The 26,763-nt window shown below is 48.0% G+C and carries 26 protein-coding genes and 1 pseudogene; 11 read left to right on the top strand and 16 right to left on the bottom strand.

Features of this window, described 5'->3' with window-relative positions; all coding sequences use genetic code 11:
• Positions 1–79 precede the first annotated feature (79 nt).
• From HP564_RS09095 to HP564_RS09085, 3 genes are all read left to right on the top strand, one after another.
• The gene (locus HP564_RS09095) at positions 80–727 is read left to right on the top strand and encodes a lysostaphin resistance A-like protein (protein WP_371242250.1); all 648 of its coding nucleotides are present in this window, start codon (positions 80–82) and stop codon (positions 725–727) included.
• Between the two features lie 109 nt (positions 728–836).
• The gene (locus tag HP564_RS09090) at positions 837–1,007 is read left to right on the top strand and encodes a hypothetical protein (RefSeq protein WP_371242246.1); all 171 of its coding nucleotides are present in this window, start codon (positions 837–839) and stop codon (positions 1,005–1,007) included.
• Between the two features lie 107 nt (positions 1,008–1,114).
• Positions 1,115–1,351, top strand: a complete 237-nt coding sequence (locus HP564_RS09085) for a hypothetical protein (RefSeq protein WP_371242244.1) — start codon at positions 1,115–1,117, stop codon at positions 1,349–1,351.
• A gap of 116 nt (positions 1,352–1,467) precedes the next feature.
• Here HP564_RS09085 and yniD read toward each other — a convergent pair whose 3' ends face one another.
• The 5 genes from yniD to HP564_RS09060 all read right to left on the bottom strand — a co-directional run bounded on the left by yniD (position 1,468) and on the right by HP564_RS09060 (position 4,598).
• Complete coding sequence (yniD, locus tag HP564_RS09080) at positions 1,468–1,575, bottom strand: small membrane protein YniD (RefSeq protein ID WP_371242242.1); 108 nt, start codon at positions 1,573–1,575, stop codon at positions 1,468–1,470.
• Positions 1,576–1,688: 113 nt separating this feature from the next.
• Positions 1,689–2,117, bottom strand: coding sequence for an OsmC family protein (locus HP564_RS09075; RefSeq protein WP_371242240.1), 429 nt, complete (start codon positions 2,115–2,117; stop codon positions 1,689–1,691).
• A gap of 44 nt (positions 2,118–2,161) precedes the next feature.
• Positions 2,162–3,349: an FMN-dependent L-lactate dehydrogenase LldD gene (lldD, locus tag HP564_RS09070; protein WP_371242238.1), complete on the bottom strand. Its 1,188-nt coding sequence runs from the start codon at positions 3,347–3,349 to the stop codon at positions 2,162–2,164.
• A gap of 16 nt (positions 3,350–3,365) precedes the next feature.
• Positions 3,366–4,133 carry a transcriptional regulator LldR gene (gene lldR / locus HP564_RS09065; RefSeq protein WP_371242236.1) on the bottom strand — a complete coding sequence of 256 codons (768 nt, stop codon included), beginning with the start codon at positions 4,131–4,133 and terminating at the stop codon, positions 3,366–3,368.
• Between the two features lie 252 nt (positions 4,134–4,385).
• Positions 4,386–4,598 (bottom strand): hypothetical protein, encoded by a 213-nt coding sequence (locus HP564_RS09060; RefSeq protein ID WP_371242234.1) that lies wholly within the window; start codon positions 4,596–4,598, stop codon positions 4,386–4,388.
• A 408-nt stretch (positions 4,599–5,006) separates the two neighbouring features.
• Between HP564_RS09060 and dbpA the strand changes: the two genes are divergently transcribed.
• Positions 5,007–6,389 (top strand): ATP-dependent RNA helicase DbpA, encoded by a 1,383-nt coding sequence (gene dbpA / locus HP564_RS09055; protein ID WP_371242232.1) that lies wholly within the window; start codon positions 5,007–5,009, stop codon positions 6,387–6,389.
• 39 nt (positions 6,390–6,428) lie between these two features.
• On the opposite strand, the gene HP564_RS09050 is transcribed toward dbpA, so the two are convergent.
• Positions 6,429–6,821: a YgiW/YdeI family stress tolerance OB fold protein gene (locus tag HP564_RS09050; protein WP_371242231.1), complete on the bottom strand. Its 393-nt coding sequence runs from the start codon at positions 6,819–6,821 to the stop codon at positions 6,429–6,431.
• A gap of 179 nt (positions 6,822–7,000) precedes the next feature.
• Between HP564_RS09050 and HP564_RS09045 the strand changes: the two genes are divergently transcribed.
• Both HP564_RS09045 and HP564_RS09040 read left to right on the top strand, forming a co-directional pair.
• Positions 7,001–7,963 carry a chemotaxis protein gene (locus tag HP564_RS09045; protein WP_371242229.1) on the top strand — a complete coding sequence of 321 codons (963 nt, stop codon included), beginning with the start codon at positions 7,001–7,003 and terminating at the stop codon, positions 7,961–7,963.
• 398 nt (positions 7,964–8,361) lie between these two features.
• Complete coding sequence (locus HP564_RS09040; protein ID WP_371242227.1) at positions 8,362–9,930, top strand: methyl-accepting chemotaxis protein; 1,569 nt, start codon at positions 8,362–8,364, stop codon at positions 9,928–9,930.
• Positions 9,931–10,033: 103 nt separating this feature from the next.
• Here HP564_RS09040 and HP564_RS09035 read toward each other — a convergent pair whose 3' ends face one another.
• From HP564_RS09035 to HP564_RS09015, 5 genes and pseudogenes are all read right to left on the bottom strand, one after another.
• Positions 10,034–11,029 (bottom strand): glycosyltransferase family 2 protein, encoded by a 996-nt coding sequence (locus HP564_RS09035; protein WP_371242225.1) that lies wholly within the window; start codon positions 11,027–11,029, stop codon positions 10,034–10,036.
• A 16-nt stretch (positions 11,030–11,045) separates the two neighbouring features.
• Positions 11,046–12,335, bottom strand: coding sequence for an oligosaccharide flippase family protein (locus HP564_RS09030; RefSeq protein ID WP_371242223.1), 1,290 nt, complete (start codon positions 12,333–12,335; stop codon positions 11,046–11,048).
• A complete protein-coding gene (locus tag HP564_RS09025; RefSeq protein ID WP_371242221.1) occupies positions 12,332–13,321 on the bottom strand; it encodes a glycosyltransferase family 2 protein in 990 nt (329 codons plus the stop codon). Before HP564_RS09025 ends, HP564_RS09030 begins: the two co-directional genes overlap by 4 nt.
• Positions 13,322–14,028: 707 nt before the next feature.
• A complete protein-coding gene (locus HP564_RS09020; RefSeq protein ID WP_371242219.1) occupies positions 14,029–14,418 on the bottom strand; it encodes an acyl-CoA thioesterase in 390 nt (129 codons plus the stop codon).
• A gap of 130 nt (positions 14,419–14,548) precedes the next feature.
• Positions 14,549–15,549: pseudogene (locus tag HP564_RS09015) on the bottom strand (alpha/beta hydrolase).
• 579 nt (positions 15,550–16,128) lie between these two features.
• Between HP564_RS09015 and HP564_RS09010 the strand changes: the two are divergent.
• The 3 genes from HP564_RS09010 to HP564_RS09000 are packed head-to-tail and all read left to right on the top strand — an operon-like array spanning position 16,129 to position 18,329.
• Positions 16,129–17,157 carry a site-specific integrase gene (locus HP564_RS09010; RefSeq protein WP_371242736.1) on the top strand — a complete coding sequence of 343 codons (1,029 nt, stop codon included), beginning with the start codon at positions 16,129–16,131 and terminating at the stop codon, positions 17,155–17,157.
• A 10-nt stretch (positions 17,158–17,167) separates the two neighbouring features.
• Positions 17,168–18,115 carry a hypothetical protein gene (locus tag HP564_RS09005; RefSeq protein ID WP_371242217.1) on the top strand — a complete coding sequence of 316 codons (948 nt, stop codon included), beginning with the start codon at positions 17,168–17,170 and terminating at the stop codon, positions 18,113–18,115.
• 13 nt (positions 18,116–18,128) lie between these two features.
• Positions 18,129–18,329 carry an antitoxin VbhA family protein gene (locus HP564_RS09000; RefSeq protein ID WP_023338108.1) on the top strand — a complete coding sequence of 67 codons (201 nt, stop codon included), beginning with the start codon at positions 18,129–18,131 and terminating at the stop codon, positions 18,327–18,329.
• 14 nt (positions 18,330–18,343) lie between these two features.
• Here HP564_RS09000 and HP564_RS08995 read toward each other — a convergent pair whose 3' ends face one another.
• Positions 18,344–18,535, bottom strand: coding sequence for a hypothetical protein (locus HP564_RS08995; protein ID WP_371242734.1), 192 nt, complete (start codon positions 18,533–18,535; stop codon positions 18,344–18,346).
• A gap of 108 nt (positions 18,536–18,643) precedes the next feature.
• The gene (gene trbL / locus HP564_RS08990; RefSeq protein WP_371242215.1) at positions 18,644–20,038 is read right to left on the bottom strand and encodes a P-type conjugative transfer protein TrbL; all 1,395 of its coding nucleotides are present in this window, start codon (positions 20,036–20,038) and stop codon (positions 18,644–18,646) included.
• A gap of 89 nt (positions 20,039–20,127) precedes the next feature.
• On the opposite strand from trbL, the gene HP564_RS08985 reads away from it, so the two are divergent.
• The gene (locus HP564_RS08985; RefSeq protein ID WP_371242213.1) at positions 20,128–20,544 is read left to right on the top strand and encodes a hypothetical protein; all 417 of its coding nucleotides are present in this window, start codon (positions 20,128–20,130) and stop codon (positions 20,542–20,544) included.
• Positions 20,545–21,043: 499 nt separating this feature from the next.
• Positions 21,044–22,282 carry a deoxyguanosinetriphosphate triphosphohydrolase family protein gene (locus HP564_RS08980; protein WP_371242211.1) on the top strand — a complete coding sequence of 413 codons (1,239 nt, stop codon included), beginning with the start codon at positions 21,044–21,046 and terminating at the stop codon, positions 22,280–22,282.
• 383 nt (positions 22,283–22,665) lie between these two features.
• Here HP564_RS08980 and HP564_RS08975 read toward each other — a convergent pair whose 3' ends face one another.
• The 3 genes from HP564_RS08975 to HP564_RS08965 form a co-directional block, all read right to left on the bottom strand.
• Positions 22,666–22,914 carry a hypothetical protein gene (locus tag HP564_RS08975; protein ID WP_080625682.1) on the bottom strand — a complete coding sequence of 83 codons (249 nt, stop codon included), beginning with the start codon at positions 22,912–22,914 and terminating at the stop codon, positions 22,666–22,668.
• A gap of 1,248 nt (positions 22,915–24,162) precedes the next feature.
• Positions 24,163–25,932, bottom strand: a complete 1,770-nt coding sequence (locus tag HP564_RS08970; RefSeq protein WP_371242209.1) for a hypothetical protein — start codon at positions 25,930–25,932, stop codon at positions 24,163–24,165.
• A 264-nt stretch (positions 25,933–26,196) separates the two neighbouring features.
• Positions 26,197–26,661, bottom strand: coding sequence for a helix-turn-helix domain-containing protein (locus HP564_RS08965; protein WP_032260995.1), 465 nt, complete (start codon positions 26,659–26,661; stop codon positions 26,197–26,199).
• Positions 26,662–26,763: the final 102 nt, after the last annotated feature.

Below are 26,763 nucleotides of genomic sequence, written 5' to 3'. Positions count from 1 at the left end.
GAAGTTTGTGCGCGTGCCTCCCTCGACAGGGATCGGGCGCATTGCTACTATGCGCTTTCCTTCAATGGCTGGGTCGCCTATGAACACCAATCCCGACAGAGTGACGTTGACGCTGTTCTACGTCGGCAGCTTTGTGGTCTATTACCTCGTGACGATGCTGATTACGCTGTTTCCCAATTACAGCGTGTTGCGCAATGACGGGTTACTGGTGCCGGTGCTCTGCCTGTTTGAATTTGCCGTGATCTATCCGCTTTATCGCTTTTACTGCCAGCGCCGCAACGATCTCCCCCTGGGTGAGTTGCGTATTCGTCAGACGCTGCTGTTTATCCTGGCGCTGTTTGGGCTGATGGCGGCGCAGACGCAGTTTTTGCAGCCGGAGGGCTGGCTGGTTGAGCAGGCGCAGCAGGGACGCAATTCAATGCTGATCCTGCTGCTGACTGCCGTGCTGCTGGCACCGGTGTTCGAAGAGGTTTTGTTCCGCGGCTTTTTACTACAGGGTTTTCTGCTGTGGGCACCGCGCAGCCGCTTTGCCTGTATGCTGTTGACGTCACTGCTGTTTGCCGCAATGCATACGCAGTATGTACACTGGGAAACGCTGGTCGCGCTGACGCTGTTCTCGCTGCTGCTTTGCTATGCCCGCCTGCGTAGCAATAGCCTGGCACTGCCCATCTTTCTGCATACGCTCAATAATCTTATTGCCCTGCTGCCTGCCTGGTTTTTTTCCTGATTGTTCAGGCTGATAGCGTCCTGCCGACACGTTTGTCTATACTGGATCGTAAAAAAGGATCAAATGCATCACAGTCCGTACCAACGAGACGGTGTAAAAGGAGTCGAGTATGTTGATTGGATTTGTGTTGTTAGTGAGCGCCTGCGGCCACGATGCCTGCGATGCCCTGCCGGTGTCGGAGCGCATCTATCCGGATAAAGCAGCCTGTGAAACCATGGCCGATCGTATTCATAAAGTTCGGCCTAATGTGGTCTTGCTGTGCGGTGAAGTGCACCGCTAATCCGTGCCAGCGTTAGGTAAGGATAAAAAATAAGCAGATTTCACATTGCAGCCTGCGCCATCAGCGTTCAAAATATAAGCTGCTTTGAACTTATCGTTGTGATCCCCATGAAAACAGTACGCCCCCGTCGTCCAACAGGACGCTGGGTTTATTACATTTTATATGATGGCATTCTCTGGCCCTGCCCGGTGCGCTGGGAATGGGAGAGCGGTTTCGGCGGCTGGCTGCCGTTTTACTATTCGCCGACCTTTGAGTTTGTGGCAGGCGATCCCGGCAAAGCATACCGTATTGCCCGAAGCGACGTGCGCGCTAAGCGCCGCGAACAGGCGCGGGAATATGTGTGATGCTGCTCAGTGGGCGACCCAGGGCAGCCATGATGACGTCAGCAGAAAGTGAGCCAGCTCCAGGACCAGCACGATCATCACCAGCAGGCCCAGCTTATGACGGCAAATCCACGCTTTTATGCCCATATCATCGCCGCCCATCGAATCAGCATTAACGCGCCACAAATACAGAGCAGCACCAGCACCATTTTCCAGTGTTTTTTCGCTGACAGAAAGTTTGCCACGCTTAGCCTCCTTCCGCAGAAAGAAAAGATGCGCCTCAGGGCGCATCCATTGCGGTTCGTCAGAACCCTTTAGCCAGCATAGCGTGGCCGCCCTGTCAGGGCGACCAGCTGGATCAATTATTCAGGGTATAGTCGAGCGTAATCTCAGCGTTTAACAGCTGAGAGACCGGGCAGCCCGCTTTTGCTTTCTGAATGATTTCATCAAAGGCTGCCTCTTCGATACCCGGCAGGCTGATGGTGCTGGTCAGCGCCACTTTGGTGATGGCAAACCCTTCACCCTTTTTATCGAGCGAGACGTCAGCGGTGGTATCGATGCTTTCTGGTTTGTGTCCTGCATTGCCCAGCATGAGCGACAGCGCCATGGAGAAACAGGCAGCATGTGCTGCGCCGATCAGCTCTTCCGGGTTAGTCCCTTTCTCGCCTTCAAAACGGGTATTGAAGCCGTAGGGAGACTGGCTCAGCACGCCGCTTTCCGTGCTGACGGTGCCTTTCCCTTTGATATCGCCTTCCCAATGCGCTGAGCCCTTCTTGTGGATAGTCATATCATTCCTCCAGTTGATGAACAGTGAGTAAGTATAGACAAGGCTCAGCTAACAGCACGGGGACGCGGTGTTTCTGCTGCGCAACTGAGCAGTGTGCCGGTCTCGACCAGTGCGCTGCGGGTGATATCACCGATGCGGTTAGCGCCGGTCAGCGTCATGGCCACGCGCATCTCTTTTTCAATCAGCGTCAGTAAATTTTCCACACCGCGCTGGCCGTGCGTGGCCAGCGCATAAAGATAGGCGCGTCCCAGCAGCACGCTATCTGCACCCAGCGCAATCATGCGGACGACGTCCAGCCCGTTGCGTACCCCGCTATCGGCAAGCAGCGTAATATCGCCTTTAACCGCATCAGCAATCGCCGGCAGCGCGCGCGCCGTGGAGAGCACGCCATCCAGCTGACGGCCACCGTGGTTTGATACCACGATGCCGTCAGCGCCGAAACGCACCGCATCGCGCGCATCCTCAGGATCAAGGATCCCTTTGATCACCATCGGCCCCTCCCAGAACTCACGGATCCATTCCAGATCGCGCCACGAGATAGACGGATCAAAATTCTTCGCCAGCCAGCCAATGTAATCTTCCAGCCCGGTCGGTTTGCCAAGATAGGTTGAGATATTGCCCAGATCGTGTGGACGGCCGTGTAATCCCACATCCCAGGCCCACTGAGGGTGCGTAGCTGCCTGCCAGTAGCGGCGCAGCGCAGCGTGCTGGCCACTCATACCGGAGTGGGCATCACGATAGCGTGCGCCGGGCGTAGGCATATCGACGGTAAAAACCAGCGTGGAGCAGCCTGCGGCTTTGGCGCGCTCCAGCGCATTGCGCATAAAGCCGCGGTCACGCAGTACGTAAAGCTGGAACCACATGGGTCGGTTAATCGCGGGCGCGACCTCTTCAATCGGGCAGACAGAGACCGTTGAGAGCGTGAAAGGAATTCCCTTCAGCGCCGCCGCGCGCGCCGCCTGCACTTCACCACGGCGCGCATACATGCCACAAAGCCCGACCGGTGCCAGCGCCACCGGCATTGACAGCGTTTCGTTAAACAGACGCGTTTCCAGGTTCAGCTCAGACATATTCTTTAGCACGCGCTGGCGCAGCGCCACGTCAGCAAGATCCTCAACGTTGCGCTGTAGCGTGCGCTCGCTGTAGGCGCCGCCGTCAATATAGTGGAAGAGAAACGGCGGCAGAATACGCTGAGCAGCGGCGCGATAGTCACTGGCGGCGGAGATAATCATAGACTTTTCCTTGTGGTTAAAGAGCGTTACTGCCCGGCAGACGCGTGCTGCGCGCCTGGCGCGCTTCGTCTTCATGCAGGCTTTTCAGGGTGGTATGAACAAAGCTGAGGTGATCCATAACGGCGCGCCGCGCCTCTTCAGCCTCTCCGCCGAGAAGGGCATCCAGCAGCCGCTGATGCTGTTGAGTAAGTTGCGTAAAGATTGGCGGCTGGCTGTACATGCGCTGGCGACTTTGCCGCACCGAGGAGTGCAGCAGCTCAAAAAAACCGCGCATCGTCTGTAACAGCACGACGTTATGCGACGCCTCAGCAATAGCCAGATGAAAGCGCACATCGGCCTGCGCCGCGAGATCGGGATTGTCACTCTCTTTCAGCTTCAGCGTTGCGTCAAACGCCAGCCGCAGTCGCTCTTTGTCCGCCTCGGTAGCACGCTGAGCGGCATACCAGGCAGTGCTCGCTTCTATGGCGTGGCGTGCTTCAAGAATGTCGTAACGGTAGTCGGGATCGTCCTGCAACAGCTCGCGAATCGGTGCGACGATGCGCTGCTCAGACCAGGGTTCGGGCGGTTGACAAAGCCAGGTGCCGCCACCGCGCCGACTGAACAGCATACCGCTGCTCACCAGCTGTTGCAGCGCTTCGCGCAGTGACGATCGCGACACGCCGAACTCGGCGGCGAGTTGACGCTCGGCGGGCAGCTTCATGCCCGGCTCCAGTTTCTGCTGCTGGATGTAGCGTCTCAGCCGCAGCACCAGGTGCTCAGTAACAGGCGGTGCAGAATCGGTCATGGTGGTATCTCACAGCAAAATGCGCGCTGTTGGTCGGACCAAACGCGCATAACGCACAAGTCAGGTGTGAAATAGTTAACCCTTTGTTAATTTCAGACAATATTTATGAGGGGGATTTTCCGTTTCTGTGACAGGAGCTAAAAATGCCAGCTGGATTGGTCTGACCAAAAAAGGGGCTGCATCCTCTTCCAGCGTCAGCAGCAATAAAAAAAGCCTCCATGCGGAGGCTTGGTTAAATCAGGGGGCTGGCTTTCAGGCACTCTGCGCCAGCGTTTCTGCGGCCATCATCTCCATCGCCAGTGCAAACAGCGGCTGCTGGTTCTGTTCCGCATTTTCGGCATAGCAACCGATCATTGAGACAACCTTGTCAGCTGATAAGCTTTCACCGTGTACATGCAGCGTAAGTACTGCACGTCCAACGATTTTTAGCACATCATCATGTGATCCCTGGGCAATATTACTCAATGAAAAACCCTCTAACTGTCGTTTTAATAGAAGTGTGGCGCGCTAAATATAAAGCAATTAGGCTGATTATTTTATCGGCTGGAAGGGTGAGTTTTTTTAATGATTAATTCTTTTTCTGGAGTTTAAAAAAAGGAATTGTCTGATACAAAAAGAGATTAACCTGAAAAATTCTGCATTTATAAAGTTAACACCGGCCTTATAAAAGTAAAGAAAATGCACAAAAAGTTCATCACGGTGTTGAAACATTAGAAGATAACACCCATTCTCATTCAACTTCAGTTTATTCCTAATGACCGTCCGGCTGATGCTTTTACAGCAATTACCTTTTCAAGCTGGTTGCCGCGCGCCGCGCATTCTGCCAGACTTGCCGCGCAATTTTTTGACCACCTTTTAGCCGCCGAGGCCGCCGTGACCGCATTCACTACTCTTAACGCCCTTCCCGACAGCCAAATCGCCAACCTGCGCGAAATGGGTTATACCGACATGACGCCCGTTCAGGCCGCCACGCTACCGGCTATTCTGGCGCGACGCGATGTGCGGGCGCAGGCGAAAACGGGCAGCGGCAAAACGGCAGCCTTTGGTATTGGCCTGTTACAACATATTGACGGCGCGCGTTTTGCTACCCAGGCGCTGGTACTCTGCCCGACGCGCGAGCTGGCGGATCAGGTCAGCAATGTGCTGCGTCAGCTGGCGCGTTTCACCCGCAATATTAAGATCCTTACGCTGTGCGGTGGCCAGCCGATCAGCGCGCAGCGCGACTCGCTGGTCCATGCGCCACATATTGTCGTGGGCACGCCCGGTCGTATTCTCGATCACCTGCAGCGCGAGACGCTTAAGCTCGATCAGTTGACAACGCTGGTGCTGGATGAGGCTGACCGTATGCTGGAGATGGGCTTCCGCGAAGATATGGAAGCCGTCGCTGCCCTTACGCCTCCCGATCGCCAGACGCTGCTCTTCTCTGCGACATGGCCGGAGAGCATTGCGACCCTCAGTGCCCGCTTTCAGCGCGATGCGCTGCACGTTGCGACCGAAGAGGTCAGCGAACTGCCCGCCATTGAACAAACCTTTTTCGAAGCCAGCCAGAGCGAAAAGCTGTCGCTGCTTCAGGCGCTGCTGGCGCAACGCCAGCCCGCTTCCTGCGTGGTGTTCTGTAATACCAAACGCGAATGCGATGACATTGCCGCCGCGCTTAATCAGTACGAGATCAGCGCGGTAGCGCTGCATGGCGATCTTGAACAGCGCGACCGCGAGCGCGTGCTGATCCGCTTCGCCAACGGCAGCACACGCGTGCTGGTAGCGACTGACGTGGCAGCACGCGGCCTGGATATTAAGGCGCTGGCCATGGTGGTGAACTACCAGCTGGCGTGGGATCCGGAAGTGCATGTACATCGCATTGGCCGCACCGGGCGCGCCGGTGAACAGGGCAGCGCGGTGAGTTTTGTTGCCGCAGAAGAGATGGCGCGCGCCCATGCGCTGGAAGATTTCCTGCAGCAGCCGCTTAACTGGCAGCCTGCTGGCACGTTGAAAAAAGGGGCGCGCCAGCCTTTACCGGCCGCCATGATGACCCTCTGCATCGACGGCGGACGTAAAGCGAAGATTCGCCCGGGCGATATTCTCGGTGCACTGACCGGTGACGCCGGCTTCCGCGCCGACCAGATTGGCAAAATTGATATGACGCCGACCCACGCCTACGTCGCGATTGTCGCCAGTGAGGCCAGGGCGGCGCTGGTGAAGCTGAAACAGGGAAAAATGAAGGGCAAAAGCGTGCGGGCCATTCTGCTGAAGGATTAATGCATGGCGGGCGAGGCCAGTGCCCTGCCCGCCCTCTCCTTATGGCTCGTCAATCCGCGTCACCTGCAGAACTGTTTTGTCGCCTTTGCCATGCACATGGCCGCTCACGCGCACCTGATCGTTTGCCTGGTAGGTTTTGCCGCCGAAGGTTTTCTCGGGTGCGATGATGGTGATGGTACCGGTGCGGTCGCGGAACTGATAGTTATCGCCCTGGAGTTTTTTCAGAATATAGCCTTCAAGCGTAACGTAACCGTTCTGACGAAAATCGCGGATCTGGTCGATGTGCGTCTGGCCGGTATCTTCTGACCCTTTATAGCCCGCATCCTGATTTTTCTGCGGCGGCGGCGCTTCGCCCGCTTCAAAGCCGCCCTTTTCTGCCAGCGCTGGTAAGCTCAATAAGGCTAACAGCGTAAACGTCATGACTTTTTTCATGGTGCGCTCCTTTAATAAATTTTTCCGTTGTTACCCGTTAATCCTGGCACAAGAATCGCTGTCCGCCTGGGCTGATCTATTTTGCACTCTGCCTCTCACCTTTTAGTGCCTCATGCCGATATATATCCCATAACCCACTTTTTTACCGTGCCCCTGGCGGCTTCAAGGCAGAGTCAACGATGGATAATTTTCAAAAAGAGATAGATGAAAGAGCAAATCTGGCGTTATCGAACCGTTTTGAGCTGCTGCTGTTCCGCCTGGGCACTGACCAGGTTAAAGGCAAATCAGAACTGTTTGGCATTAACGTTTTCAAACTGCGGGAAATTGTTCCGATGCAGCCCATTACCCGCGCAGCGGGTATGCGCTCCCCACTGCTCGGCATGACCAACATTCGCGGTCAGTTTATCCCGGTGATCGATCTGCCAGCGGTGGCAGGCTGTACGCCGGAAACTGGCCTTAACCTGCTACTGGTCACCGAATATGCCCGTAACACCCAGGCCTTTGCGGTAGAGTCTGTGGATAACATTGTGCGTCTTGACTGGAGCCAGGTGCACACCGCTGAAAAAGGCATTGGCGGTCAGAATATCACCAGCATCGCCTGCATTGATGACGACAAGGGCAGCAACAGCCTTGCCATGGTGCTCGACGTCGAACAGATCCTGTATGACGTGATCCCCTCGGTTCGCGGCGTTGAACCCACACCAGAGACGGTGCACAGCTTTAACATTAAACCCGGCGCGGTAGCGATTGTCGCGGAAGACTCCCGCGTCGCACGCCAGCTGCTGGAGCAAGGTCTGAAGAGCATGGGTATTCCCGCGCTGATACACAATACCGGGCTCGAGGCCTGGCTAAAAATTAAAGAGATGAGCGACGCCGCGCAGGCGGCGGGCGAATCGATCCACGACAAGATTGCGCTGGTGCTGACCGATCTTGAAATGCCAGAAATGGATGGTTTTACCCTGACGCGTAACATCAAGCGCGATGAGGCGCTGAAGCGTATTCCGGTGGTGATCCACTCCTCGCTTTCCGGCAGCGCCAACGAAGATCACGTTCGGAAGGTCGGCGCAGATGGCTACGTAGCAAAATTCGAAATTAACGAACTCTCTTCCGTCATTCACAGCGTGCTGGAAAAAGCGCGCTGATCGCGGTTTAACACGCGACCCCCGTCGCGTGTTCCTCTCTTTTTTTTCTTCTTCGCCCGCTCACGCCCGATTCTCTTATCGTACATCGCGTTCACCTGCCTGCGGTTTACACACGCTGATTTAACTACTTAATCCGTGGCCTGAGGGCGCTGCACCGCCGCGGGTACAGGTGCTGGCGACTAATGTTTCCTGTTCTCTTTTTCATGGTGCTCCTCAGTTCACTGACTAAAGGCCGGAAAAAATTAAAGTCAAAACATAAACATCCGATAACCTGTGCGTCAGCTCTCATTTTAGCCGTTACATATCGCCTTGAGGGTTTGGCACAAGCCAGTCACAGGCAAGCGTTAAAAACTTAACTATTGAAGTGAACGTTCTATGTAATCGCGGAGAAAACAGAGATGTGGAGTTTAAAAAATATGAAGGTCGGAGCCCGACTGGCTATCGCCTTCGGTATTGTCGTGGCACTGATGGTGATAATTGGCGTTACCACCGTCAGTAAGATTCAGAGCATTAACAGCGGCATTTCTGCCATTGTCGACGATCGTTATGTCAAAGTGCGCCTCGCCTTTGACGTGCGCGATGGCGTTAACGATCAGATTAAATATCTGCGTGGTCTGGTCATCGATACCGCTCATCCAGACCGCAATGAAAAGCGCTACGGTCAGCTTGAGGAAGCAACCCAGCGCACTAACAACGCGATGCACCGCATTGCCGACATCCAGGTGACGGCAGTAGGTAAAAAGAAAATTCAGGGTCTGATTGAAGCGGGAAAAAACTTTGAAACGGCCAAAAGCGCGCTGATTGCGCTGATTAAAGCGGGCGACTTTGAGAACGCCGGCGTCTACGCCCTGAAAACCATGACCCCCACCCAGACCGCCTTTTTAGAGGGGGCCGAGAAGTTCGCCAACTCACAGGATTCACAGCTGCGCGGTGAAGGTCAGGCCATCGTCAATGCGGCCAGCACCGCTATTATGATTACGCTGGTCTGCGCTGCGCTGGCCATTATCGCCTCGGTACTGCTGGGGGTTTACCTCACCCGCTCTATTGTCCGTCCTCTGACTGAAGCCGTTGGTGTGGCCGAACGCGTCGCGGCAGGCGATCTCAGCTCTAAAATTACCGTCGACAGCCGTGATGAAACGGGCGTGCTGATGCGCGCGCTCCAGCAGATGAATGACAATTTACTCAGCATCGTCACCGAAGTGCGTACCGGCTCTGATACCATTGCCGTTGCCTCAAACCAGATCTCCAGCGGCAACCTCGATCTCTCCACCCGCACGGAACAACAGGCCAGCTCACTGGAAGAGACCGCGTCGGCGATGGAGCAGATGACCTCTACCGTAAAACATAACGCCGACAATGCGCGCGAAGCGAATCAACTGGTGGCGAACACCTCCGCTGTGGCGCGTGAAGGTGGCGAGGTCATGGAACAGGTAATTGAGAAGATGGAGGCGATTGCGCTTTCGTCGAAAAAGATTGTCGATATTATCAGCGTGATCGACTCTATCGCTTTCCAGACCAACATTCTGTCGCTTAACGCTGCCGTTGAAGCTGCGCGCGCAGGCGAACAGGGTCGCGGCTTTGCGGTGGTTGCCAGCGAGGTGCGCAATCTGGCACAGCGCTCGGCGTCAGCCGCCAAAGAGATTAAGTCGCTGATTGAAGATTCCGTCGCAAAAGTGGATGAAGGCAGCCGCCTGGTTTCCCATGCGGGTTCGACGATTGGTGAGGTGGTAAACAGCGTGAAGAGCGTCGCCGGCATCATGAGTGAAATCACCATTGCCAGCAGCGAACAGAGCACCGGCATCAGTGAGATTAATATGGCGATTACGCAGATGGAAGCAGTAACGCAGCAGAATGCCGCGCTGGTGCAGGAGGCGTCGGCGGCCTCCCAGGCGTTGCAGGATCAGGCGGAGCGCATGGCACAGGCCATGAGCGTATTTAAAACCGGCGCGCTGAGCCCGGCGCAGTAACCCGATAAGCAACGGGCGGCCACTGCTGGCCGCCCAATGTGTTCAACAATGTCATTCCCAGAAACCTGAAACCCGGTCGTGTGTAGCGGATAAAGCACATCCGTTAAAAAGCACGCGCCTTATAAAGGGCGTAAAGGCAGTAATAAGCCGCAAAGCTGTTGAAATTCATGATAATGTATTTGAGCTTTTCATTGCGGTTTAGCAGGGTAAGAATATCTTTTGAATATTTGCCGCGTTTAATTTCGCTGATTTCGCGTGAAATTTCATTAGGGCTAAATGACGCGTGATACATTGAGGTCACGATCTGCATATCCAGCGTCAGCACACGTTTCGACACCCCTTTCAGAAAGTAGTCGAGATCGCGCGGCGTATATTTACTCATGAAGGTGTCATAGAGCCCTGTCAGAAACTGTTTCCTCTCTTTTAGCTCGTTGTACTGAACGCGCTTTTTTGACAGTGAATCCATCACGTTTTCATAATGATACGCGGCACTGTTAATCACCAGGCAGCTACTGACGTTATAGAAATATTTAAGGTTGAACAGCAAATCCTCGCTCATGGAAATCCCTTCGAGAAAATGCAGGTCGTTCGCTTCCATCACGCGTCGGCTGTAGCATTTGTTGTGCAGATAGCCGATGTTATCGCTTATTTCCAGTTCGCCGAGCAGACCGGGCATCTCCTGCGCGGCAAAGTACCCATACTGGCTGATACGACCAATGCGCTCGTCAACCAGATTGCCCACGATTAAGTCAACCGGTTTATCGCAGTGGCTCTCCAGTGAGTGCTGGAAGCTGGCAAGAAAGTGATCGTCTACCCAGTCGTCCGCATCCAGAAAGATAATATACTCCCCTTCGGCCTGCGATAACGCATGGTTGCGCGCGGCGCTGACGCCCGCGTTTTGCTGATGGATTACGCGAATATTTTCCTGATAGCTAAACTCATCCAGCAGCGCGGCTGTGCCGTCAGTACTGCCGTCATTCACAACAATCACTTCATAGTCGTCACAGGTTTGCTGCAGAACGCTGATTAAGGTTCTTCTCAGTGTTTTCTGCGCATTCCACGCAGGAATAATAATGCTGAACTTTGGTGTTGGACTCATTTTTCATTCCTCTTAACTATCTGAGGGTTTTGGCGTCGTTTAATAAAAACCATATTTTTTTAGGGCTGAGAAAAGACCGATGAATGCTTAACATCGGCTGGGCGGCGAAAAAGTAATTCAGCAGCGTGAAAGAGAGCAGTTCAGTCAAAATAACGCTAAAGGCGGCACCGGTGAGGCCATACAACGGCACCAGAACAGCAGAAGAAACCAGGCAAATCAGCAATACGAAAAAGGTTTTTTTTACCAGATAGCCGTAGCCGTTGTACTTGATAATGAAACGATCCATCACGCTGCTCAGCAGGCCAAACATCGCCCCAAGGCAGAGCCAGACCGTAGGAGCCACCGCATCCTGATAGGCCGCGCCATAAAAGTAATGGATGAACGGCGGTGCCAGCAGCGCAACGGCGGCAATCACTACCGCTGACACGATCACCACTAACAGGTGGAGTTGCTGAATCTTAACGATGGCCCGTTTCGGATCGCGTTCCGAGAAAAAAGAGGGATAGAAAGAGGCCAGCAGAGCGTTCGGTAAAAAGACCCATGCGCCAGACAGCGTCAGGGCGACGGAAAAGACCCCCGCCTCTTTGACGCCAAGAAAGTAGCTCACGCTGAACTGATTCAGTCGCGTATAGAGCGCGACGGCAATAACCGAAAAGATCAGCGTACCGCCCGAAGCCAGCATATAGCGTGAATAGGCTTTGAGCTGCTTCGTGTTCGGCCGGTGCATTCTGCCCTCGTAACGACGAAACAGCGCCAGCTTGATGACAAAAGGGATAAAAGTTGCCAGCACAATCGGCAGCGCCAGCCAGGACGGGTCGAGCCTGAAATAGGAAATAATAAAGCGTATCGAGAGGCTGATGGTCAGGCCGATGGCGTTGGCGATCACATTCAGCTTTGCATTCAGCATCGCCTCATTGAAGACGTTGACCAGATCGATGGCCGAAAACAGGCAGGCTATGGCGGCGGCAACAATAAAAATCTGCGCCTGTGACGTCATCTCTTCATGCATGACTACCATGCCTGCGGAGGCCAGCACGACATAGAGCGTAAAAATAAGCACCGCTGCGGAGATCATCAGCCGGATGCCGGAGTGTTTATTTTGCGACAGCCGTTTCAGCAAGATGACATCGCTGCCCATATAGGCAACGGTCTGCAAAAACTGAAAGACCAGCAGTGAAATGGAAATAATGCCAAAGGTCGTTGGCCCGACATATTTCGCCACAAAGGAGGTGACAAAAATCAGGCCAAAGACCGCGATGATTTTTTCAGCAATCATCCACATGGAGTTTTTGAGTTTATCTTTCATACTGCACGCCCTCTGTTTTGTGCCAGCCGACGTAGCTGTGAGACCAAACGCGGCGAGCAAAAAAAGAGCATAAAGTAGAGGCTCCAGCCATTAACAATGACGCCAGACGAGAGATAAGCTTTAAAAGCCTGTCGATAGCGGCGAATATGATCGTTAATAAAGGCGGGGTTAAATTCTCCGGAAACGATCGCTTTATATAAATAGGCGGAGGAGACCTTTAGCAGCAGAAAATAAAAAAACTTATCATTGCTACGGCTCAGCAGCTTATGCATTTCGTTAAATGAACGAGCAAAGGAGAAATGCTTTTCACGCACCGACGATCGGGTCGCGGAGTTTTCCGACTCAACGTAGTGGTATATCACATTACTGATACAGATGACCTGCTGCGTGTCCAGCAGGCTGAGATACTGCATCACAAACAGCAGATCTTCAAAATTGGTAATCTGCTCATTAAAACGCAGCTGATGGGCACGAATCAGCTCGCCGTTAAAGAACTTGTCACAGATACCGTGACGCGGATGAAAATAGAGCAAATCGTTAACCGCATCGCCCGCGCTCAACACGCGCTGAGACTCAGCCGAGAATTGCCGCGCAATCGGTTCTCCCGCAGGCGTAAAGTGTTGTGACTCGCCAACAATCATTCCTACGTCTTCATTCATCAAGGCCAGGCAAAGGCCCAGCACGTCAGCAGGCAAAAAATCATCGGCATCAACAAAACGCAAATAGGTGCCCCGCGAGGCGACAATGCCAGCGTTGCGCGCGGCGGATACCCCACTGTTACGCTGGGAAATAATGCGTACCTGCGGATGGTTTCGCCAGTTCTCCAGTATCAGCGGTGAATTATCGGTTGACCCGTCATCAATCAGGATCAGTTCAACGCGCGGCTCCCGTTGCGCCAGCACGCTTTCAACACAGCGCATAATCGAATGCTCGGCGTTATACACCGGCACAATTACGCTAATTAAAGGGTTGTTAAGCGTTACCATAGTTCCTCTGGAAATAAGTCGTTGCACGCACGCGATACATTTTTAGTGCCAGATTCATTTCAGCACGTTCTCTTTTTTTTCCGGATGGCTATTGCGCGACTAAAGAAAAAAACAGGATTGATTAGAGAGATATTACGTGTCGCTTTTATTCCGTCAATGGTAACGCCAGGAAACCGGATTTTCCGCACCCGCGCACGGCTTATCCATCAGAATTAATGGATAAGCGGCCATTACAAATATTTTTAAGATTATCCTTGCATGCAGGAAAAATGATTAAACAGCTTAAATTTAAGCAAGGAAAGTCTTAGCCTGGATCGCTTAACAAGCCGCCCATCACTCGGATTAATCTCACCCTGACTAAAACAAAAACGCTTTAAATTCAGCACGCGATCCCTTATCTCGCACAAAGGGTAAACTCTGCTTAATCATCCCTGTTTTTTCCTGTCATTAAATATTTATAAGCCCGAAGTACGCTTTTTCTAAAATTGATGAGATTTTCTCCCGTACCGGTCGCATCAGATTTATCAAATTCGGCGTCTGGTGCAGTATCAAAAACGCGAAAAAATAACAGACATTAATGTGATGCATGTCTCGTAAATGCTGGGTGGGGGTTTAGGAATTGGCCGAGTCGACAGGTCACTGAGAAACAAGGCTTTTCTGAGGGAGCATGGCGGTGAAGGGCAAAATATTGCCCTTCCGGTTATCGGTTACAGCGGATTCAACGCACTAAGGACAGCATCAGGCATACAGGGTCTGCCGTTGCTCAGACAGGTGGCAATAAAGGTCGCTTCGGCATAAATAACGCCGTCGACTTTTATTTGCTGGACAAAATTCACCCGGTTACGCTTGTCATTCCTCTCCAGTGCACAGGTCACCTCCAGCCTGTCCCCCTTTTGGAGGCTTTTGCGGAAACGCAGCGAGTATTCAAGCACCATATAGAGGCGTCCCTGTTTAAATTCCTCTTCAATATCAATGCCCAAGGCTTCACGCATATAGGCATGGCGCGTCCACTCCATATAAAAGGGATAATAGAGGCCATCCACGATGCCCTGAAAATCAATGTGGTTTTCATCTACTTCATAATACTTTGCAAACATATCCATATCTCGCAGTGGTCGGTAAAGGATCAGAATGATTTGTGTTATCTATCCCGGTGCTGAACGGGATGCATCGGCTCTGGTGATGACGAGGATAAAGAAAAAACCAGGCGATACGCCTGGCTCTGGATCAATGGAGGTGCGTTTTCAGCTCGTTAGCTGCCTGATGCAGTGCCGGGCGTACCGCCGACACCCTGCTTAAACCATTAAGCAGACCGTAGTCATGAATCAGGCCATTGTAGCGCGTGACCGCTACGCCGGCTTCGTCCAGTTTTCGGCCAAAGGCTTCCCCCTCGTCGCGCAAGATGTTCAGTTCGGCAGTCTGAATAAGCGTTGGCGGCAGCCCCTGCAACTGCTCTCGGGTGGCGCGCCGCGGCGAAGCCAGGCTGTTACGGCGATCGCTTGCGCTGATGGTATAGTTATCCCAGAACCATTTCATCATGTTGCGCGTCAGAAAATAGCCCTTCTGAGACTGATGACTGGAGCCGGTATCGAAACGGGCGTCCGTCACGGGCCAGAGCATCACCTCATAGCGGATGGCGGGCGTGCGCTGCTGTTTCGCCTGTAGCGCTACCGCCGCGCCCCTATTGCCGCCCACGCTGTTACCCACCAGCGCCAGCCGTTTTCCGTCTATGCCAGTCTCACTGCCCTGCTCCGCCACCCAGCGGGTTGCCGCATAGGCCTGGTTTATGGCGACCGGATAGTGCGCTTCGGGCGACGGCGTGTAGTTAACAAACACCGCAGCGGCACCTGACTCCGTCACCAGATCGCGCACCGGGCGTTCATGCGTCTGGAAATCTCCCAACACCCAGCTACCGCCGTGGAAAAACATAAACACCGGCAGCGTGCCCTGCGCCCCTTTCGGCTTGACGATAGTGAGCGTGAGGGGTTGACCTTCGACCTCAATTATTTTCTCTGTAACCCCGGCATCGGGCAACGTCGCTCCTTTTTGCGCATCCACCAGCACCGCGCGTGCCGCCTGCGGCGTCAACTGCTCAAGGGGTTTATCCCCGCTGCTGTTCAGCGCGTTTAAAAAGTCCTGTACTGTTTTACCGGCTGCGGCGCATCGGCGAAGCTGTTTGCAGAAGCGGCGGCCAGCATCAGTGCTAAAGTAGTCTGTTTAATTTTCACAGGGTTACCCATTTCACCTTTTCCACTATTAAGTCGTGCGCTACTTATATTGGCGCAATCAATGACGAAAACGGGAATTGAAATGGATTTACATAGCGCACTACTTAATAGCAAGTTAATTTACTGCGCTTTTCTTCACCATTTTTTAACGCTCTGATAAATAACAGGTTAAGGCAAATGATAACGCATACTGTGTTAAATTTTGGGATAAAGCGTCTCTGAGAAAGGTAAATATCAGCACGAATAGCGGCGATTTCAGCCTGCTGGCGTAGCGCCAAACCAGAGCGAGCGAGGCAGCGTCGGAATCGGGCACAGGGCCTGAGGCATTATCTTTATCTGTCGAAGCGTGTGTTAACGGGGAAAGCGTAGAACGTCAGAACGGAGAGCATTAAAACAGTGGTGCCGGAAACAGGAGTCGAACCTGCGACCTTCGCATTACGAATGCGTAAATTGGTCCTTTGAAATCAATACCTATCGAATTTAAATAGATTTTTTGCCACAAAATTGCCACAGTTCGTTAGGAATCAGACAGAAATGGCGACTATACGCAAACGTGGTAACTACCAATGGGAAGCTTAAATCCGTAAACGTGGTTTTCCCTCTCAAACCAAAACCTTTAACACCAAAGTAGAAGCAGATGCTTGGGCCAAAATGATCGAGTCAGAAATGGCGAGAGGAGTTTGGCTTAGCCGCAGCGAAGCGGAATCTACGACATTGTATGAAGCCCTAACGCGCTATGAAAAAGAGATTGTTCCCGACAAAAAAGGAGCAGTGCAAGACCGATCATTGGTGCGGATACTAAAAGGCACTCAGCTGGCAAAAAACTATATGGCCAGCATCAGGAGTGCCGATGTCGCCAAGCTAAGAGATGAATGGTTGAAAATTTATGCTCCTGCAACCGTTTTAAGGCGTTTGGCCTTACTTTCTCATGTATTCAATGTTTCGCGGAAAGAATGGGGCATGGAGAGCCTGCTGAACCCCGCAGAGGCCATTCGCAAACCCCAACCCAAGAACTCAAGGACCAGACGCCTGGAAGCGCTGCCTTTAGTTTCTGAGCAAACCGGTGTTACGTCAGGAAAGGAATTAGCCAACGAGATCGAACATATCATTGCCGCAACACATTCATTAGTATTGCCAGCAATCATTCTTCTGGCGTTAGAGACAGCCATGCGCCGTAGCGAAATTGCAGAACTTCGATGGCGCTTTATCGATCTTGATAGGCGAGTTGCACATCTGCCGGATACTAAGAATGGTAATGCTCGCGATGTCCCCTTATCCACAAAGGCTGTTATGGTACTATCCAATTCAAAGGAGCGTTCTAAACAAGCTGATGACAAGGTTTTTGGAATGCGTGCCGATGCGATCACCCGCGCTTTTGATCGAGCTGTAAAGCGCGCCAGAGAAAGATATGAACAAGCTAAACCTCAATGTGATGACACCTTCCTCAAAGATTTAAGATTTCACGATCTCCGGCATGAAGCGACCTCTCGCTTGGCTGAGATTTTCCCCATGCACGAGCTGACAAAAATCACGGGGCATAAAGACCCGAGAATGCTAATGCGGTATTATCATCCAAAAGCTGAGGATTTAGCGTTAAAGTTGAAATAAAGGATATCTTATGCGTTACATTAGAAAACACATTGCAAATTTTGATTTCAATATTGTATCCGTTATATATTTGCTGATTGCTTGCATTGTAATCATGAAGTTCCCATTATTACTTCAAGATAAAACCTTCTTAGTTTGTGGATTATTCCTCTCGGTAGCATTCATTTTTTGTGCCTATAACAACAAAAAAACAATCGTCAATAAAATGATTGAGCACAGCATCATTAAATGGATTGGAACAGTATTGATTTTTTCAATTTGTATGTGGTATGCAAAACATAAAATTAATTTTGATTACGATATTCAACCGGAATACTTAATATACTCATCTTATGGTTATGCTTTCGCAATGGCCATTCCTCTATCTCTATCCATTTATGGCCTTAGCATTTTCATATACTTATACTTTGGAAGAATTACTGCTTATCAATGCTTTTACGCGGCAATTTTGACCATCCCTTTTTCTGCAATGCTAAGAGAGTCGATTGAAAAAAACCAAGAGGTTGATTTCAAAGTTATTATGTTGTTAGTTTTCGGGTTAGCTTTCGGTATCGTAACCATGTTCAAAGCAATGCAAAAAACAAATAAAGAATCAACTTCATCCAATAAAAAGAATCTATTATACATTGCAAAAACAATGGCACAAGATATTAATAGAGCAAAACTAATTTTAATGACATGGTTTAAAAAAATACTTATATGTTCGAATAGCTACTTAAGAGTTGCAGATCTATTATCGACAGCAATTGCATTATTATTCATTGGTGTTTTTTCAATAAAGATAATACCAGAGCATCAGAAGTCTTTTCTTTTATTTGATGCTTTTTCTAAGACAGATTGCAATACAAAAAAAGATTCATTTTCATACATCAGGAAATCGAAAAACGAATGCTACAGAATTAATTCTAAAGGAATAGAAGTTATCGAAATGATATCATTTACCTCATCAGCTGACTAAAACATAGGTAGTAATGAAAATGGATGAGACCACGAAGAGAAAAAGGATTGAGGCATTTAGGAAAGCAGAGGCTAGCTTATATTTATCAGGTAAAGATCCTCGCGGGTCAGAATTTTATCAGAAAATAAAGGATGAAGTTATAAGAGGTAAGCTAACTTATGAAGAGGCAAAAGCAGAGATTTTAAATCACCATATAGAGAAATCGAAAAAATAAGAAAAAGGCTAACATTATGTTAGCCTATCTTCCCAATGATTATTCCTATAACTAAAAATTGCTTTTTTCAATAACTCCGTTTGCTCATCAGCATCATCATAATTATAAATTCCCGTAGCAGAATAATACTCTTCGATGCATAGAATATTTATCAATGGTTCACAAATCTCTTTAATAAACTCCTTGTTGTTATCGGCAAAAATAATTTATATTCCCTCCAAAACAAAGCTATTATAATCAGCCATTATCCACCTCCTTACAGGTGTTTAGTGGAAGCGTCAGTTAACGTTACCGCGCTAACTGACGCGCCTAAATCAAGATTTTTTACTGCCAGTTAAACTATCACCCTCAAACTCATCCTGTTCGTGGTTAGTCTGACGATCGGCTGTGTGTTTACGTATTTGATTCGCTATTTCCCCACCAACGGTCTGTTGTCTTCGGATAGAATTAGTACTTCCCTCCATCATCTGATACTCCGAAGCTCCGTTAGACAGCCCGCTCGCCATGTGAGAAGCCATGCGGCCAGCTCGTGAGAATGATGAAGCAAACCCTTGGCTTCCTCCGCTGACGCTACCTGTATTACTCCCTGCAGAAGAACCACCGGAACCGCCTGATGGTTGTCCTCCAGAAGTATCTACGGAACCGGTATCTTCCCCTCCGCCAAATCCTCCACCTGAACCACCTTTATCACCAGAACCAGATTCTTCTGCCATCGCCGCTTGTGCAGATTCAAATGCTGCTTTTAGAGCGGAAGCACCACCACTGACTTGAGCTGTAGCACTCATTGCCATTGCCCCAGCGCCACTGATTGCAGTAGTAGCAGCGCCAGTAATCATACCTGCTCCAAAACCACCGATCCCTTGTAAGGACGCTCCTCCAACAACGCCTGATAACAACAACGGTAATTTATTCGTCAATACTAAAAGAATAATTGACGCCAGAAGTAAAACAATAAGACTATTAAGATCAGGAATATCATTTTTAATAATAGAAAAATACTGATCTATAAATGATTGCCCAATCCCAATGATTAATGTCATCGTAAATAACTGAATACCAATCGATAATACTGTGCGTAAGTAATTCATTGCTATATCAGAAGTCCATTTCGAGCCACCAAATCCAAGCAAAATAACTCCTGCATAACACAACACCCATGCAGAAACTAATATTATTAGCATATTTATCGCGATAAGCGCCATTACTACTAATACTATTATCGCGACGGTTATCATAATGGTCGAAATCATTGGAGACCAAATTGATGCTGCTGAATTGACCTTTGTTAATATCACAAATGCCATATCCACTATGCTGGAGGGTGAAATACCAGTACTTGTTCCTAAAGCATTTGCTGCAAGTTGTCTCATTGAGTTAATTATAGATTGTGATATGGCTGGGCCATTGATTAAAAGATAATAAAAAAAACCAATCACGGCAAAAAAACGAACTATTTCTGCAAGTGCACTGATTAAACCTTCCCCTTGCATCGCCAACATACCAAATGTCCAAACCATACTTATTAATACCAGCCCCCAGAAGAGCCAATTTGCATAATCACCAATTACTAATGACCATGTGCTGGCTACTTGCTGAAACTTATCTAATAACGTATCAAGTAATCCGCTACTATCTAATTGACCAGCATAAGCATTTACAGAAAACAAAAAAACCATTCCTAAAAAAGTGAGCTTGCTTACTATTCTCATAATTACCATTCTCGCTTAGGGCTAGGATTGTTATTGCCACGTAGGACACATTTATCGTAGTTATGTTCGTTCTTCAACGGCTTGACAAATTGGGTGCATCCTATACCTATGGTGCGAACCAAAGAAAATTTGATCTTGATGTGGTTGTAGACCTGTGTGAACAAACATTTGGCTTTGAGTTTGCGCTGTTGCTCGCAGCGGTAAAAGAATCCTTTCTCGCGTTCTCTTCAGAACAGGCGGGTGAGGTTTTTAGAGAATATGTTGATCTTCTTCATAAGCGATTGAAATATGGACTACCGAATCAGAGTTGCATTGCCTTTTTTGAAGCGGGATTTGCTGAACGCGTAATTGCCCAGTGTCTTGCAGAGGGGATGACTCAAGGTGCTATTCAAGTCAGTTTTGACGCCCAACACATGATTCGACAAAACCCAGAGAGATATGAAGTAATGCTACAAGGCTTCCCATCTTATTTTTTTGATGTATTTGAAACAATCACTGCACCTTGATAATATTATCTTCATTGAGACTACCCGAGCCAGGAGCGCACAGATTCTTTTAACTTAGAGCAATGACATATTGACCATTACCAGCTATCCGTTGATTAGGGTCTTCGTCTGTTGCAGAACACTGGAACTTCCGCTCCTCGCTCCCAGCAGACCTTTGGCCCAGTGAGCTTGTCCGCTCTGTGCCAAAAGCGGCACTCGTTATTTCAACGTAAATTCATTATTGAGGAAGTTCAGCAGAACATTATAAAATTTCTCAAATCCAGCTCTACACTGAGGTATCAGGCAATCGTATGCGCAGAACATGGCGATAAAAAACTTATTTTTAGGTCTAATTGCTATGTTTTTGGTGGACATCATCCAAAAGAGCAAAAAGCGTAGTTGAAAAAAGCATGAAGAATTATGTAAAACATGCATTATGCATTTCAACTTCACCCGATCCCCTTTTCAATAGAGAGGGGAAATTCTTTGTTGAAATTAACAAATACTGCAAGGATGTCATATGTACAATGATCAAACAAAAGCTTTTGCGAAGAAGCAAGAACAAAAGCTGATTGACGCGCTGGGACATAGCCGTGAGCATACTAGTGCCAGCACTGGAGCCCGAATGAGAGATGATTACCAGAGAGACTATGCAAGAATTCTTTACTCATCCTCATTTCGACGGCTTCAGGGGAAAATGCAGCTTTTTGAAGTTGATCCTGAAAAATTTAACCGAAACCGCTTAACCCACAGCCTTGAGGTTGCCCAGATAGCACGTAGTATTGCATCAGATCTTGAACTGCAATATCCAGTGGTTGTTGAACTAGCAGCCCTAGCCCATGACATAGGGAACCCTCCTTTCGGGCACTCAGGTGAAAAAATGCTTAACAGTTTATCCGCTAAAATCGGCGGATATGAAGGAAACGCCCAAGCGCTTCGTATCTTGAGAAAACTCGAGAAAAAATATGCCCGCTGTGCAGGTTTAGATCTCACTTACCGTAGTTTACTGTCTGTCATCAAGTATCCAAATACTAAATCCACTTCAAATAAATTCATTTATGATGATGATTATGCGTTCTATCAGAAGTTGCTAGAAGATAATCAACTAGACATGAAGGCAGGTGAAAAAACTATTGATGCGCAGATTATGGATCTCGCCGATGAAATTGCATATGCAGCGCATGACTTGGAAGATGCATTGAGCAGGAATATGGTGACTATCGAAGATATTGAGTATGAGTTCCTCAATTCACCAGACTACAACGGTGCTCTTGAACACTTCAATGAAATTGTCAATACGTCTAAAAAAACTGCATCTGAGGCAAAACTACTGAAATCATCAGAAGAATTTGCCATAATTTTTCGTAAAGAGCTGACGTCCAATATCGTTAACCGTCTGGTCATGGATATTGGAGTTGTTGAAAGTGACAGTGGGTATGAAGAGCTTGGATACAATACGTTACAGGAACTTGCTGAAGGCCTCAAAAAACTGCTATTCAACGTCATTATGCGTAAAAGGAACATACTGTCTTACGAGTTTAAAGGAAATAAGATCATCAGCGATTTATATGAGTTTTATAATGCCGATGATAACTATAAGTTTCTGTCACCTGAGCTTAAGTCTTCATTATCTGGCATAGATCCGTCTCAGCTCGAAAATAAAAAAGCTCGGGCTGTGGTTGATTACATTTCAGGCATGATGGATACATTCGCCGTCAAGGAATGGGAAACTCATTGTAAGAAATCACACTCACTCTAGCCGCGTGTAAGCGTGCCTGCATTTAATGAATCGCTTTCATCTCAAATGCAGCTATCTGTTATAACACCGTTTGAGGGTCTGCTGGGGCTGCAGCGTTGCTGCCTCAGTAGGGTTTTCAATATGTTTGGTAACAGTTTATATATTAAAACATCCTGAATTTCGATCTTACAGCCGCTAAGCTAGAAATCTATGCTCTTAATGTATGGCATACACAATAGGTAATGCATTAAGTCAAAAGAGCTGGTCTGCCGGGGCAGCTTAAGAAGATCTGCAAGGATTAGAGTAGTTACTGCTGTGTGCCAGGAGCAGATATTGTCTTGAAGGTTATTATGATAAATGAACTTGAAGGATGCTAGCTGGCGCTAGGCCAGCTATTTAAGTGCTCAATGGGCGGCTTCTAGCGCTTCAATCAATTTAGTTTGATTCGTAATCTCATTCTGAACTTCATTAATTTTCATGTACACATCGCGAGCCCTTTCGTCTCTGGCATTTTCTATTCTCTCATCAGATCCATGATACCTTGCAGCATGTTCAAGTGCTTCGTCGTATTCAAGCTTTAGCAAGTGCAAATTTTCAATCAGTTTAGCCAGTCTTTCTTTGGCAGCATTCAGCTCAACATTCTTACTATTCATTTGAATTCCTACATGCAGTAAATTTTCCTTACTAAGGAAAATAAGGTTTGTACCAAAACTTAGCTGATTAATTTATCACACTTTTGTGTAGTGGAGCTACTTGTCATCATGAATGTAATATCTGCAGTTCTCTCGCGTGGATCTTCATCTCAGTTTCCTGTTCCGTTTCGTACCAGGTACGGACTCAATGTTATGCTATCTATTAAATCCTTACTCGATGCGTTCCACATTTGGATTACGTTCGGTTGCAGCTTCATGGAAAATATCACCCAGCCAGCAATCTCGCTTTCTGTCGTATCGCCTGGAATAAAGATGTCATAGAGTTAAGAAAACTTTCTCTCTTCCAAATCTACACGAAATACCAGCTACCAATCATGCTGATGGGTTAATGAATGTATGATATATACGTTACGTTAGGCCAGCGAGTAAATCGAACATATATGAAGATCCTCCGTCTGCTTCTCGTTCAAAGCTACCTTCCAATTTAACTGGGTATTGGATGCATTTTTGTTAGAGATGTCTAAGTAAAATGCGAATGGGTAGCCAAGTGAATGCAAATTCCCAAATGGACGACTAAACGCGTATGAATGCCTGTGTATGTTGTTGTAGTAACATCCTTTCAACCTAACTGTGCAGGCCTGACAACGTCCGTAACAAGAAGTAGAAATATTGCTCAAAAGGCAAGATAGGCGGGAGCTACAAGGTAACACGTGCTGTTAGCATACCCTTGCATTGAGCCACAAATAATCTCACTGTACTTGCCACAATTTTGCCACACCTACAACGCGCAAAATTGCACATTAGTGTTGAACAAAGCAAAACACTGCAATAGTAACTTTATGATTTTACGAGAAAATATGGTGCCGATAATAGGAGTCGAGCCTACGACCTTCGCATTACCGAAACTCGCGTAACCACATGAGTTTGTGAAGTTAGATTGTAGGATGTATTTGTAGTAGATGTTATATGTTGAAGCATGTCCTGCCTCGAAAAACTACGACTAAAAACTATACAAGTTCTGCGGAGAAACGATCCATCAGAACCTTGTCCTAATGCAGCATATGTAGGCATCACTAACATTCAGTTATGTTAAATCAATAGGATGTTGGTCAATGCCTTTTACCCAAATCAAAGCCAACCGTTGCTATCCCACTCAAGTTTCATACGAAAGATGAGCCATGACTAAGACTCATCCCATTAAGCTAATATACTTAGAATATCCAAGCTTTGATTTCAAACGTCGCTAATTCAATCGCTCGGCTGATTGTGCCATTTTCTGAAAAGCTCAAAAATCGTGAAAAGGCTTTTTACAACATAGTGGAGCATTTGCTCTCCCTGGATCACAAATGGGGAATTGCGATCAATATCAATTAATGAAAATGCCTCTTCAATTTGAGAACCAGGTAGATGAGCATCGGCATGCCTCAATTCATAGACTCCCACTAGTGGAGCCATTATCTTTCTAACAAAGTCACTATCATATTTTGAACTTAAAAGCTTCTCCAAAGATTTAATAGATCCCCAACGCTCCCCCTTTCCCGGGCTTATGATCTTTTGCATAGAAGCTGCATCTAAGTTATCAACAATTACCCGAGCTAAATCCTTTGCCAAACCATAGAATGTTTCCTGTGTGACTGATCTAAATCTATGAATACTTTTCACTATATCAGGAATCGACTCATGATCTCTAAATAGACAAAACCCAAATAATTCTAATGTTGATTTATTTATATAATCTAATGAAATAGGCAGGTATTTCTCAGGGGCTTTAGTATCAGCTGGCTCTGCAAGAACTTGAGAGGCATGAAGTTCTTTTGATATGCCACCCTCTGGTGAACAATTGAATCCAGCCCATATCTGCTGCTGCCATGTTGGAAGAAGGCCAATGTCTTTAGCATAGACATTAACTAAACCTAAATCATTAACCCCAAAATGAATATTATATCCCTCATAGCAAGATACAGAACCTGTAGTTCGAGAATAAAACCTTAACCCTCCACCTCTTCTGCTGCTTAAAATGTTTATTACATCCGGTTTAAACCAAAGCCACTTACCTGAATCGATGAGTTCTTTTCCGGATATTTTATTCCCTTCAAGATCAATAATAAAATAAGAGCTTGAATCTACTTCATCACCTCGAACAATTGGGCTCGCTAAAGAAGGATTAACAACAAAATTACGCCATAGCTCCCCCATAACTCTATATAATTTACGCCCCTCAAATCCTCTCTCCCAATGACTACTTTTTGTATTTTCATCGGTAGGAAACTGAGATATATCAGGAAGTTCGTCATCTTCATCTATGTCAGTTCTGGACATATGGAAAACAGCCATCTTGCTTCCATAGGTCTCGCCCCCCTCATGAATAGGAGTAATTCTTACTTCCCATTCGGAAAATTCATCATCCTTACATTTTAGCTCTTTTTCATCCCATTTAAGATGTTCTACATTCTCAAGTATGCAATCCCGGCTATAATAGCTAGTCACATACAGAAACATGCCACGAGCACATAAATAATCTTTCAAATACTTACTTTTAATCTCAAGAGAAACTGGCTCATTATCTTCATACTCAATTCTAGCTACTTCATCATACCCTTCCTTTGGACAAACCCAAACATTCCCATCCTGAAATAATCCTAAGGTCAGAATAATATCTGGATTCAAAAACCATCGTCTTGGATATCCCCCTTCAGACCTTTGCTCCAAAACAAGGTTTACTCCATCGACTTCTCGCCAAGTGTCTCTGAAAACTTCGGCTGGAATATATTCACTATCATCAACATAACCGGCATGTTGTTGGCCAATGCCTATATCTGACCAACCAAGATTTTTGACCTTATCTAATTGCTCTAAAGAAAATGCAATTGTTCCCGCCCCAAAGAAATCAGCTTTATATCCGAGGAAACCATACCTCCCAACTTCTTCAATATTTTTGATGGCCCTCAGAACTATCCATACTGATTTATTCCAGTCTTTACGTCTTGCATCTTTAAGTTCAAACCATTGCTGTTCCATCATCTCTCCAAATTTTATTTTTAATTGATTTAGCTTTGGACAGGTGTGTATCGGCTGTATTAAGATAATAATTTTCAATTACTTAAGAATTAAAAACCGTCAATCATGTTTATAAAATGCAACCGTAACGCCTACGTAACGCACCTGTATTTTGATGTTTTACTGACTGCTATAAAAAAACACGCTGATTCAATGGGGATTCCCCTCTGCTAAAGAAACCTGTTCATTCATACAGCCCCTAGAATTTACAAACTTACACTTGCACTACTTTTTCAGTTTGTCCCAACGCACCGCTGACACAATGCCCCAATTGCCGCTGGCATTGGGCCTACGCCATTTTGCTGTCTCCATGCTACGTAGATATTCAAGAGCTTCATAAAACGTGCCAAAACGCTTCTGAGCCGTTTTATCACCGACACCAAACGAACCATCGCGGGTGCTCGCCAGTCCAGGATTAAAGCACGAGCCATCGGCCGCGTATGGAACCAACAGTTCCTGGTCGTCATCTTTAGATGAGTCAGACACTAATAACTGCCACGGCTCAACACTCAAAGCGTTAGCCAGCACCTCAATCGCATCAAGAGACGCGTTGGAGCCACCACGTTCAATACGACTCATGTAACTACGAGCAAACCCACACCGATCAGCAAACGCTTCTTGGCTCATTCCGGTGGCAATGCGCAGTTCTTTTACCCGCTCGCCAAACTGTATTCTCAAGGTCTTTTTCATGCACTGAATGTGCAGCTTTGACCACTGTAAGGCCACGCTCCATATGAGACATTTTGAATCTGAAAGCTCTATTTGTGAGCACACTCTCCCTCGCAAGAAGCC

This window comes from Pantoea sp. KPR_PJ (assembly GCF_041386365.1).
Classification (GTDB): Bacteria; Pseudomonadota; Gammaproteobacteria; order Enterobacterales; family Enterobacteriaceae; genus Pantoea.
Note: the sequence above shows the minus strand (reverse complement) of the source record. Positions and strands in the feature narration are given on the sequence as shown.